This window comes from Idiomarina sp., from assembly GCF_048265525.1.
In the GTDB taxonomy this organism is placed as follows: Bacteria; Pseudomonadota; Gammaproteobacteria; order Enterobacterales; family Alteromonadaceae; genus Idiomarina.
Window position 1 is genome coordinate 738207 of record NZ_JBLXBI010000001.1, and the last position, 12489, is coordinate 750695.

The 12489-nt window shown below is 45.0% G+C and carries 8 protein-coding genes; 3 read left to right on the forward strand and 5 right to left on the reverse strand.

Annotated elements, in window-relative coordinates:
• Positions 1 to 18: 18 nt before the first annotated feature.
• Genes ACN0TF_RS03610 through ACN0TF_RS03625 form a run of 4 tightly spaced genes read right to left on the reverse strand, consistent with a single transcriptional unit; the run spans position 19 to position 5362 of the window.
• Positions 19 to 1467: an NAD-dependent succinate-semialdehyde dehydrogenase gene (locus ACN0TF_RS03610; RefSeq protein ID WP_417440780.1), complete on the reverse strand. Its 1449-nt coding sequence runs from the start codon at positions 1465 to 1467 to the stop codon at positions 19 to 21.
• Positions 1457 to 2836, reverse strand: a complete 1380-nt coding sequence (locus ACN0TF_RS03615; protein WP_417440781.1) for a sigma-54 interaction domain-containing protein — start codon at positions 2834 to 2836, stop codon at positions 1457 to 1459. Before ACN0TF_RS03615 ends, ACN0TF_RS03610 begins: the two co-directional genes overlap by 11 nt.
• Positions 2826 to 4187, reverse strand: coding sequence for a hypothetical protein (locus ACN0TF_RS03620; protein WP_417440782.1), 1362 nt, complete (start codon positions 4185 to 4187; stop codon positions 2826 to 2828). The genes ACN0TF_RS03615 and ACN0TF_RS03620 overlap by 11 nt, the downstream gene beginning before the upstream one ends.
• A gap of 11 nt (positions 4188 to 4198) precedes the next feature.
• Positions 4199 to 5362, reverse strand: coding sequence for an iron-containing alcohol dehydrogenase (locus ACN0TF_RS03625; RefSeq protein WP_417440783.1), 1164 nt, complete (start codon positions 5360 to 5362; stop codon positions 4199 to 4201).
• A gap of 312 nt (positions 5363 to 5674) precedes the next feature.
• Here ACN0TF_RS03625 and ACN0TF_RS03630 point away from each other — a divergent pair, with 312 nt between their 5' ends.
• Positions 5675 to 6835: a porin gene (locus tag ACN0TF_RS03630; RefSeq protein WP_417440784.1), complete on the forward strand. Its 1161-nt coding sequence runs from the start codon at positions 5675 to 5677 to the stop codon at positions 6833 to 6835.
• A 116-nt stretch (positions 6836 to 6951) separates the two neighbouring features.
• Here ACN0TF_RS03630 and ACN0TF_RS03635 read toward each other — a convergent pair whose 3' ends face one another.
• On the reverse strand, positions 6952 to 8868 hold the full coding sequence (locus tag ACN0TF_RS03635) for a bifunctional metallophosphatase/5'-nucleotidase (protein WP_417440785.1): 1917 nt from the start codon (positions 8866 to 8868) through the stop codon (positions 6952 to 6954).
• 212 nt (positions 8869 to 9080) lie between these two features.
• On the opposite strand from ACN0TF_RS03635, the gene ACN0TF_RS03640 reads away from it, so the two are divergent.
• Positions 9081 to 11423 (forward strand): TonB-dependent receptor, encoded by a 2343-nt coding sequence (locus tag ACN0TF_RS03640; protein WP_417440786.1) that lies wholly within the window; start codon positions 9081 to 9083, stop codon positions 11421 to 11423.
• A 125-nt stretch (positions 11424 to 11548) separates the two neighbouring features.
• The gene (locus ACN0TF_RS03645; RefSeq protein WP_417440787.1) at positions 11549 to 12421 is read left to right on the forward strand and encodes a DMT family transporter; all 873 of its coding nucleotides are present in this window, start codon (positions 11549 to 11551) and stop codon (positions 12419 to 12421) included.
• Positions 12422 to 12489 lie beyond the last annotated feature (68 nt).

Sequence of the window (12489 nt, forward strand, 5' to 3'; positions counted from 1 at the left end):
GTTGTTCTAACGCTTATATTAATAACTAAGTTTGATGTACTTAGTTTCTAAATATTCTTCAATTCCGTGACGCCCGCCCTCGCGGCCAATCCCTGACGATTTAACGCCACCAAAAGGCACTGCCGCATCAGATATAACGCCGCTATTGACACCAATCATTCCAACTTCAAGAGCTCTCGAAAGACGGTTAACCTGTCCTAAGTTCTGGCTGTAAAAATAAGCAGCTAATCCGGTTTGTTGCTGTCTGAGTTCTTCTAATAAAGTTTTCTCATCGTGGTATCGAACAATAGGTGCAACGGGTCCGAATATTTCTTCATTCACACAACGCATAGAGCTATCGGCGTTGAGTAACACGGTCGGGTAATACCAGCGCTCTGAGTTTACCCACCGCTCTCCACCACATGCGATTACGGCACCTTTTTTTACTGCGTCAGCGACTATCTGCTCTACTTTTTCGAGCGCATTTTCGTTAATCAATGGGCCGATATCGACTGACTCATTTTTGCCGTTACCCAACATGAGCTGATTCACCCGGGCGATGAATTTCTCAGTAAACTCATCGTAAACGTTGGCATGAACGTAAAAAGCATTGGCACATACGCAGGTTTGCCCCGCATTACGAAATTTTGATTGGATAGCTCCTTGAACGGCACGCTCGACATCCGCTGTTTCACAAACAATAAAAGGCGCATTTCCACCGAGTTCAAGTGAGAGCCGTTTAACGGTTGAAGCTGATGAAGCCATGAGTAAACGCCCGACTCGAGTTGAGCCGGTAAAACTTAATTTTCTGACCACGGCGCTTTCACTGAATATTTTACCAATAGCCTCCCCGTCGCCGGTTACAATGCTTAAAACGCCTTCGGGAATGCCCGCCTGTATTGCCAACTCAGCAATAGCAATTGCTGTCAGCGGGGTTTCAAGAGCAGGTTTCACCAACATTGTGCAACCAGCCGCCAGTGCCGGCGCAACTTTTCGAGTGATCATCGCCGCAGGAAAATTCCAGGGTGTTATCGCAGCACAAACACCTACCGGCTCGGTAATAACCATCATCGATTCATCGGTTGACGAGTACGGTAGAACGCTCCCCTGGTCTTGCAGGCCTGGCTGCGCATACCATTGAATATAACTTGCCGCGTAACGTATCTCGCCTCGTGACTCAGATAATGGTTTACCCTGCTCACTGGTCAAAATGCCTGCAAGCTCCTCTTCCTTTTCAAGCATGAGTTGGTACCAGCAGAAAAGCTTCTCGCATCGCTCTCTGAGAGGAACGTCTCTCCACTTGTAAAAAGCGGCTTCCGCAGACTCTATAGAGCGGCTAATTTGCTTCGGTGTTAAATCGGGTACGTGACCTATCACATTCCCAGTTGCAGGATCATCAACAGCTATTGACCTGTTTGTTGACGGGCCAACCGGGCTGTTTTTTATTAACTCCACATTATCGGGCTGGAAAACTTGTTCATTCTTCATCGTTCGGTAAGTCCCTTTTTTGTTCTATGCGCCAGCGTTTTTGTTTTTTAACTAAGGTCGACTGATCAACTCCCAGAGCACTGGCTGCCGCCCGCGTCGTACCGTGTATTAATAACGCCTCTTCAATTACTTTCTTCTCAAGCATCTCTACCTGCTCTTTTAGCGGGCAACCTTCACGCCCTAACGGCCTGTCTGTTGCTATTTCTATAGGTAACTGAGCAGTCGTTATCAGCGACTGCTCAGAAGTCACCATTAATCGTTCTGTCAGGTTAATCAGCTCGCGAATATTGCCCGGCCATTGATATTGTTTAAGACGAGAAATCACATCCGCATGCCAACGACAGTCCAGCTCATAGTTTTCATTGAAATGGCTGAGATAATGTTCAAGCAGGACAGGGATTTCTTCGATCCTTTCTCGCAGGGGAGGCAATTCAATCGGTACCACACTTAATCGGTATAACAAGTCTTCGCGAAAATGATTTTCGGCAACAAGTTTCTTTAAGTCATGATGTGTTGCAGAAATTAACCGAAAGTTCGTTTGCTTAAACGATGTCGCTCCGACCGGTAAAAATCGCTTCTCATCAATAACTTTAAGTAACTTGGCTTGAAGAGTTAGCGGCAAATCACCAATTTCATCAAGAAACAAAGTGCCATTATTAGCCGCCTCAAGTAACCCTGTCTTGCCTTTCTCTGAAGCTCCGGTGAACGCCCCGGAAGCATAACCAAATAACTCAGACTCAAGCAGAGACTCTGGCATCGCGGCACAATTTAATTCAATAAAAGGCCCGTTAGCTACAGTGCTATAACTATGAATAGTCCGTGCAAGCAGTGTTTTCCCGGTACCCGTTTCTCCCTGTAGCAATACTTTTGCAGAGGAGTTTGCGACTCGTTTTGCGAGATCATAGCAAGCTCTCATTTGCCGACTAATGACAAAAGGCTCTTTATGGCCATCAGTTGAAACGGAAGCGCCATATTGCTCTCGTAAGCTCAGTAACTGTTCCAGTTTTTCCTGCGCTCTTTTGGCTTTTAGCAGCTCAGTAACGTCCCGAACCGTGGTAACAACGTATTCAATACGCCCGTCGGAGTCGAACATCGGCGTACCAGAAACTAAAATTTGGTGCTCTTTACTTACGTCCTGCGTCAAAGTAACTGGTCTTCTTTCTTTCAAAACCTCCAAAGATACCGAGCGCGAAATATAACCACGCTTCACAACTTCGGACATATGTAACCCCCGAAGCTTTTCCTTCGGAATACCGGTAATACGCTCATAAGCCGTATTGACCGTTATCGTAATGCCGTTACCATCGGTGACATAAACGCCGTCGCTCATCGCATCTAATACACGTTGTAACCTATCGCTACCGAACATCCGTCTGCTCCTTTTTAGGTGCGCGCAAACGCCAGCCATATATTAAAAAACATAACAACAGCCCTGCAGCGAAAGCCCAGGTTGCTCCTTTAACCACGAGAATTGCGCCAATAATTCCTGCAATACCCAGGTCGCGTTCAGTTTTTGCTTCCTGAATGCCAATACGAACACTGACGTAGCCTTGTATAAGCAAAGTCAGGGCTAAAGCAATTCCCAGAATCGGTTGAACTAAGCTAACCACCGGCAGAAGTAAAAGACCGGTATTGGTTCCCCAGCGAAAGGAACCTGCGCCTCCAAAAATGGAATCCATCGCTTTCCGGCCTTTCTTAAAGCGCTCAACAATAACCACATGCATTGCAGCCCATAACGGTCCGCACATTGCGACATCCGGGCCAATTATGCTCATACCAAAGTTGCGGGCACCAAAAATGAGATGCGCGCGATCCGCGTTGTAATCAATTTTTTCGTCCTGACGCATCTCATCCGCTTCCGCCAGGATAGCTTTGCTCTGTAAAACATCGCCAAAAAGAACAATATAAGCCGCCAGCACCGTAGGTATGGCAGTTAAAAACATACTGAGTGGCGGTAGCCCAACACCAAAAACGGTGTAATGCGCGAATAAGGTTGCAAAATCAGGTGACGTTATGCCCCATTCGATATCCGGCCATGGAGCTTCCGAAGCCAATGGCGCAATAACAATCGCCAATGCAATAATGGGAAAGATGCCGAGCTTGCCCAGTGCCCGAAGAACCCAGTGTTTATTCTGAACGGTCGCGAAATGGCGTGAAAAAATAAGATAAAAAGCAATGCCAACCGCAATTGAGATAGTAAACGGGTAGGATTCAAAACGGCCTCCCTCCTCAAATACTACCGCTACCGCGGCTAAGCCGGAGCCCATGATGATTCCAGCTTTTATAGCGCTGGGAATAAGCTGCACTACTCGTTTTGCAACACCAGATGCCCCCAGTCCAATAGCAAAAAGGCCCAGCAGCATCTGAAACGCTATCAAAGCATGCACTCTCGCTTCACCCTCCGGAAAGGTTGAGACGTACATCATCAATAAAGGAATAGCGGGCGTTATCCATCCGGGAACGACCGGGTCACCCAATAAATGGTGCAACAGATAAAACGCTCCGTTAATCACAACAACGGCTAATGCCGCTTCAAATGGCATTCCCAGTAATTCGGTCATTAATGATATTGCCGCCAAATCGACGGCGCACATTAATAACCCTTGCAGATAGTCTGGCCACTCAAAGTGATAATGCAGAAATGGCAATCTGACCTTGAATGATCCCATAGGCCAGAAAGGTGCTTCCGCCCCGTCTTTTCGTTGTTTCCATAACGACATAATGAATCCTTTTAATAGGCGGCCTGATAAATTGCTTCGATATCATCGACGCTAAGTTCACGAGGGTTATTTCGCAGTAAACGCGTCACACCACTCGCCGCTTCAGCCAGTGAACGCAGATCGCTATGCTCAATACCAAATTCTCTTAGTCCACCAGGAATTTCGACAGCCCGGCAAAGGGATTCAAGTTTCTCGATAACGAAATCTCCTGCGTCGACTTCGCTAATCGTTGCTTCAGCCCCCATCGCCAACGCAATATTGAGAAAATCATTTGGGCATGATGATAGATTCCAGCGCATGACGTGAGTGAACATCAGTGCATTACTAATTCCATGCGACAAGTGATAACGCCCACCCAGGGGATAAGCCAATGCATGCACTGCGCCAACTCCCGCATTTCCGAATGCCAATCCCGCCATTAAGCTACCGGTAGCCATACGCTCTCTCGCGTCAAGATCATCAGGGCGTTGATAAGCGTCGGGCAAGGCGTTGACAATCATTTTTATGGCGCCTATCGATAACGCCCGGGTGATATCTGAAGCAAAGTTAGAAATATAACTTTCTACGGCGTGCACCAATGCGTCAATGCCACTTGCTGCCGTTACAGATGGCGGGCAACTCTGCGTCAATTCCGGTGCAACAATCGCCACATCCGGTAACAGTTCATCGCTGACAATCCCCTTTTTCAGTTGTGCCTCTACGTCTGACAGGATAGATATATTAGTGACTTCAGAGCCGGTTCCTGCAGTGGTCGGTAAACAAATTAAAGGTACGGTTCGCCGCGCACAGTTGTTCTCGCCAAACAGTTCGCTCAAAGCTCTCTTTTCGCTTTGATATACCGCAACAGCTTTTGCAGTATCCATTGCACTACCGCCACCAATTCCAATAATGCCGTCACAGCTTTCACTGATAAAAACGTCACGGCACGACTCAACGACATGGGTCTCTGGCTCCGCTGATATCTCAGAGTAAATAACAATATCCGTAATGCCCTGATTTTTAAGTTCGGCAACAATAGGTTGAATTAGCCCGGCATCAAGCACGCCTTTATCCGTTACAATTAAGGGATGCCTCAAGTTAAGCCTGCACATTTCGGAAAATAGCTGGTTACTTGCTCCTGAGCCGGTAAGCAATCGTCCCGCCGTTTTAAAAATCTGTACGCTATTGGCTGTCATAGATTTCCTTCATCCATACCTTCAATTTATGTCAATAAACTGTAGCAAAACCCGTACCACTCACAACAGAATTATATAACTGATTGTTTTTAAAATACTTTATTTAAATCCAGCCTCTGAAATTAAAATACATTGATGAATTAAATCATCAAAATACAAAGATTGGATGAATTATTTCATCACCCCGTTAAATGTAAAAACATTAAAAAACCATAAAAAACATAGAGTTATTTAAAATCCACCGTTTGGCACAAGCATTGCTACTCAAACCGCTGACATTAGTCACATAATAAAAAACCAGGGATTATAAAAATGAATAACAAATACGCTATTTATCGGTCGCTAGGTATTGCAGGAATGTTAATCAGTGGAAGCTCAGCAGCGCAGACAGCTCCGGACTGGGATTTCAACTTTAACGGCTACATCAATGCGCATGCGGTATATGCAAGCTGTGATGACTCTAATAACACCGTCGCAGGAAACGCACTGCTATGTATTGGTGAAGACGCTACGTCAGTATCAAATGGATATAGCCCGTCCAGCTTTCAATTCTCAGCAACAACTCAGACACATGACTTCGATATAAAAGCATTTTTAGCAATTGAGCCAGGATCTACTGATAACAGTGCTTTTAACGGCAACGGAGACAATCGGGCTTACCGAGCGTATTTTACGGTAGGAAATGATGATGTCGGAACGTTAAAAGTCGGACGCGGATATGGAGTATTCGGCATTGATGTTGTTTTAGAGGATATGGCATTGAGTGGTGTCGGCGCACCAGCCTCAATTCGCAGTCCATTGAATACCTCGCTGGGTGCGGCAGGTTATGGTTATATTTTTGCCGACCGACTTTCTCAAATTACATACAGCCGGGCATTAGGCGAAAACTTCCACGCAGATATCGGTATTTTTCAACCATTAGATTCTGTTAGTTTCGGTGGCAATGGCTATGTTGGCGATTCAGGTTCGGAGCGCCCGGGACTTCATGGACGGCTTCGCTATAACTACGACTACGGGTTTGTTTCAACAACCTTCTATAATCAAAAGGTCAGTACCTCACTTGATGATTACGATGCAAAAGGAATCGACATCACCGCGGCCATCCAGTTTGATGACACGCGTTTATCACTTTCAGCTTTTGATGCGTCAGGCCTGGGCTATTACGGTTTATTAATTGATGCCGCTGACATCAACGGCAGTCCCCGCGACAGCTCAGGCTGGTTTACACAGCTAACCCATCAATTTGGTGCAACCAAAGTTGGGCTGAATTACGGCACGTCAAAAGTGGACTTAGCTGGCGTAGACAGCTTAGAGCAAGTTAAACAACAAACAAAAGTCAGCGCTGCCGTTTATCACACATTATGGGAAATATTTACAATTTCGGCTGAAGTATCGGCGCTAGAAGCAGAAAACCACATGAACCAAAGCATTAAAAATGAAGCTTTCAGTATTGGTTTTGCGTTATCGTTTTAATAAACAGGATTGATGTCAATTCAGAGATTTGAATTCACCATCTCTGAATACCGGCCTTGAAAGAGCAATCAGGTTCCAACACCTGATTGTTCTTAACAACGAAGCACTAGCTTTCTCTAATCTGGCAAGTGTCTGAAAAGCCGCCCGTCTTCACGTATGTCGATTGTTTTCTCAGCAGCTCGCTTACGCAAATATTCCAGTACTTGGTTACGCAGCATAAATCCAGTATTCCTGGACGATAGCGACATTAAATTATAGCCTTGGATTGTTTTTCGCATTGCCACCGACACTGACTGTCCTCTCCAGCCAAGGTTACCAGAAGCAATATAGTCGCCAACCAGTAGGCTAATTGTCTGCCCCTCATATGCCGATAACGGCTTCCCGTTAAATTCAATATTTACCGCCTTAGGGAACGCCTCTTCAGCATCAACTCGAATTCCATACCGCAATGCGGAAGAAAAATGTAAAAAACCGCGATTAATAAAGCCAGTAAGATCTAAGTTCTCTTTTTCAGTTGGTTTAACGAGTCTTTTTGCGTTTGACTTCACTAGTTGCTCTAGCTCGTCAGGAGTCAGTTCTATACGATGCAACACGTCGGCGTATGGAATAACGGCATACCAATCCGAAAAAGTAGGGGTCCCACCGTCAGGCAAACCATCAACGATACTGGAAGCGTTAATTGCCAAAAGATCATAGTGCTCTCCCCGATTATTCATGGTTTCAAGTGCTGCATCGGTCATAAAATTAGCCAAAGCCAATTCCGTTGTGTAGCGATCCTCAAGAACCCTATCTTTACTTAGATAGGGATGAGGTTTTATCTCACCCATGGACTCATTAATCACGCTAGCGAAGTCGGCCAATACCGGAGCTAAAACCATTTCCTGGAATTTATCTTCAAGTTCTTTTCGAGGAGTTTGGTTTGCGGCGTCATGCTTTCTAATTTTATGTAATATGCTTTCATTCATTATCATCCGGGGGCCATGTTCAGTCGGCTGTATTTCAATCTTCACTTCCCCTAGGTATTGCCCCCATTGCCCGGCCTGAAATACGGGAACATCACCGTACTCATGTTCAATAGAATAACCGCCCGCATGCAGCAAATCATGTGAGTGACCGCCGATAACGACTGACGGAACATCATATTCTGACAACAACATCGCAACGTCCTGATCACCGACTTTACCAGCCTGACGATAGCCGATGTGTGTTAACGCTATAACCAGATCAACTTTGTCTTGTAATGCAGGCATCAGTTGCTCGAGGGTGTTAATTTCAGAGCGCATCGTCAAATTCGGGTCATCCGCTAAATTCGTTTTTGTATCCGCGGCTGATGTCAGTCCAATAATCGCTATACGCCATTGGTCTATAGTTCCTAATAAGGCTGATGCATATTGGTTTGTTGTCAGATTATCGGAATGAGCGAGGTTAGCACTCAGCAAAGGAAATTTCGCATCCTGATTTATCGCTTTTTTTAGTACCGATGTGCCGCGATCAAACTCATGGTTGCCTAATGTTGCTGCATCCACGCCGGCAGCAGAATAGGCATAATATGCTAAGCTTTTTTTAAACGACGTTTCATCTGTTCCAAGCAGTTCATCGTAAACCGCTCCGGTATGATCGTCCCCTGCCGATAAAAACAATACACCACGATTTTTCTCCTTGTCATTAAATTGCTGGCTCCGAGCTTCCTGAATGTGAGCTGCAATTTGTGCCATTACTCGGGTATCGCCGTTAACATCATCTGGAATAATTAATTTATTATGCAAATCGTTAAAGTGAAATACGCGTAATGACAACGGTTTCTTAGCAGAACTATCAGGCCAATTCTCTGGCCAGGCGATTTCAAGTGAAGCATCAGAATTGGACGGTGTAAAAGCTTTATACACGCTGTCAAAAGGACTCTGTTCATGCGGTGTATATTGTTCAACCTTAACTTTTTCAAAGCGTTGAGAAAAAGCAGGCACACTTAAAAACACAAAAACACCAACAATGACAAACCGTTTAAAACTTTGCAGTCTTTCTTGACTCTTCACATTAAATCTCCTTGCAAACATAATTTTAGCGACAATTTCCTCTACGGTAAGTGAAACCTAAGTTTGTGACAGTGTTATAAACGAAACATTAAGATTAAGCGCTGTAATAAATTTGTATCTTCTTTCTACTTTTATTGTCATATCTCCGCGGTAACTTATCTCTTATTTCGAGTTTATTAAAAAATATAAACCACATAATGGAGTACCTTTATATGCCGCGCTTTTCGCTTAATCCGCTTTCTCTCGCCATTAGTACCTTAATCATTGCCCCGTTCGGAGCTATTTCATTTCACGCCTCAGCTCAGGATAACAGCGATAAAATTGAAACTATTATGGTTACGGCTCAAAAGTCTGAGCAAAGCCTACAGGAAATCCCGGATGCTGTATCAGTCGTTGAAGGTGATGCGCTCGATAGGCTAAATGTCGCTAATATATTTGATTTAAGCGATCAGGTTCCAGGGCTCGTCGTTTCAAGCGTTCAGGGGTATCGACCTTCTGTTTCGTTGCGCGGTGTGGGTAATGAGATTCCGGATAATGCAGGCACTAAGCAAGCTGTGGCTTATCATATAGACGATGTGTTCATGGCCAACGATTATGCCCTGTGGGCCGATCTAGTCGATATTGACCGTGTAGAAATAACTCGTGGCCCCGATGGAACCATATACGGTAACAGTTCCACCGGTGGGGCAATTAATGTTCATACGAAGAAACCTGAGTTTATCAATGGTGATGGCTTCCTTTCATCCACTTTTGGTCAATATGACACGATGAACTTTAAGGGAGCCGCAACACTTCAATTAGACAATAATGTCGCGTTACGCCTGTCAGGTTCTCAGAGAAAACACGATGGTTTTACCGAAAATAAAGCTCTGACTCATGATTTTAGTTTAGATGATAAAAACGATACGACCATAAGAGCCCAACTTCGCTGGCAACCTAGTAGTAATCTTGACTTAATGCTACAGCATATGCAGTTTAGTTCAGACACCAACGGTCCTGCGCTAAAAGGTAATTTTGATATCATTTCAGATGACCCACGTGTGGTTTATCACGACACCCGTGAGTATTATCGTCTGGACATGGATATGACTAGCCTGCATGCTGACTACGACCTGAAGTGGGCAAACTTGCGAGGAATCTTTAGCCAACAGAATTACGACATGCGTCGCCGTCTGGATATGGATCGTAGTAGCTTGACAGCAAATGATCCTGCACCTTTTCCTCTCCCTGCTGATGGCCAGCCGGTTAGTTTGGGACAAGTGCCAATTCCCGAATTTATTAGCAATTTGCGACAAGAAGATGAATCCTATACCGCTGAAATTAACTTAGTTTCGCCAAATTCTTCCGCTGATTTAACCTGGGTAGTCGGAGCCTTTTATCTGGATACTGAAATTTTCAGTAATACTCGTAATTTTTATGATGGTGGGCGCGATGGTAATCCTGTCAATAAAATTGTCGCCGGTCCGGATGTTTTTGCGAACAATGCGGATATTGACTTTATTAATTCCGACTTCCGTAACTTTCAGTCATACTCAGTCTTTGGACAAGTAGGCTATGCGCTAACCGAAAAACTACGACTGACTTCCGGTTTACGTTATACCAACAACCAGTTTGAAGACGAGCGTTGCAGCCTGAACTGTGTTCCAAATCGTAACCCCATAACCAGCACCCCATCAGACGAGACTGATAACGTCACTGGTAAAATTTCGCTGGATTACCGTTTCTCGACACAAAGTATGGGTTACGCTTCAGTCGCAACGGGCATAAAGCCAGCAGGCTCCAACAGTTCGACTGATACCCGATTTTTCCCCGAAAAATTTGATCAGGAAGAAGTACTTGCCTACGAATTGGGAATGAAAAACGATTGGTTTAGTAACCGTCTGCGAGTCAATACCGCATTATTTTACTACGACTACAGTGACTACTTATTTGAATCGAGTGGTATTGGTCGGTTTAATTCTGGCGCATCAAATTTACCTGAAGCTGAAATTTATGGCGTTGAAATAGAAGCTCAGGCAAACCTTGGCAGTGGTTGGAGACTGGATTCAAATCTCACATGGATGGAGTCTGAAGTAACTAAAGGACGTGATGCTATTGATCGTGCAGAAGCCGAAAATGCATCCGTCGGACTAATTCTTGCTGGTGCATCCACAGAGGAAATTAACGCAGCAAGGGAAGCAACTGCTGTTGATTTAACAGGTAACGATTTAGCTAAAATCCCAGAGCTTGTCGCTAATATCCGACTGAGTTATACCCATTTACTCAGTAATGGGTCCAGCTTACGCACCTCTCTCGGCTACACTCACCGTGGTGATTACTTTGCCCGTGTATTCAATTCACCAGAACGCGACGTCGTTGAGTCATATGACCTTGCTCATTTAAATGTGAATTACACTCCCCCACAAGGAAATTGGGATATTGAGTTGAATATTCGAAACCTGTTCGATGATGATTCAGTTGCTTCGGTTCACACCGACACCTTTGGCATTGGGGTTACGAGCACACAATATTTAGCTCCAAGAGTAACGACTATTCAGGCTCGCTATTACTTCTAAATTAATTGATTATCCTGTAGCAAGCTCACATGTTGTGAGCTTGCACCATTTGAAAATCTCCTTCCTCTCTTCTAAATTCAATACTTTAGGTTCATTCAGCACTTCAACAAAAGTTGACCGAAGCAATGGCGAATTCAGGCATCATACTGGTGGCGTCAGCGGCGCTGTTCTGGGGACTGTCCGGCGGAATAGCCGGCATTCTAATCAACGACGGCTGGAATGCCGTTTTAGTATCTTTTTGCCGGGGTGCTGTCGGGCTTATATTTGTGCTGATGTGGTTGGTTTTAAGACCACGTAATAGTGGGCTCACTAACAGTAAGTTATGGTTGTGGTCTATCATCGCCGGGCTTGGAGTCTCCGGGAATTTCGCTTTTTATTTCTTCAGTATTTCTGAGAGCAGCGTTGCCGTTGCAGCGACACTCATGTATTGCGCTCCCATATTTGTTTACCTAATTTCTTTCGCCGTTAAAATTGAACGCCCCACGTTAAGCAAATGTGCTGCAATATTGTTAGTCATGGCTGGTGTCGTATTGCTCACCCGTGTGTATCAAGTCGACAGCGGTGGTATTACTTCTATAGGCGTCATAGCCGGACTTCTTTCAGGTATGTCACTGGCGCTTTTTATTTTTGGTTTTAAATACGCAGCCAGGCAAGGCAGTCCTCAGGCCGTTCTTGCAATCGCGTTTTCTACCCTGACACTGGTTCTGGGCACATTAATCGATAGAGAGGAAGCAGGCAGAGTCGTCAACTCCGTGGACTGGCCGCTCTTTGCTATTCTCGGAGTACTGGGCGGTGGCGCATCATTTATTCTTTATATTATTGGGCTGAGAAGAACATTGCCCGCGCTGGCATCTATAGTGGCGACAATAGAACCCGTTACGGCCGCGCTATTCGGCGTGATTATTTTAGGTGAGGTGCTGGCTTACACGCAGATACTAGGAATGCTAATAATACTGGCTACGGTCACTGCCCTGGGCGTTTATTCCAGCAAACAGTAAGCTTTTGCTCAGATTACCTCAGTGTATTTGTCCGGAACCCTGTTACAATAACCACAGAAACCTGACAC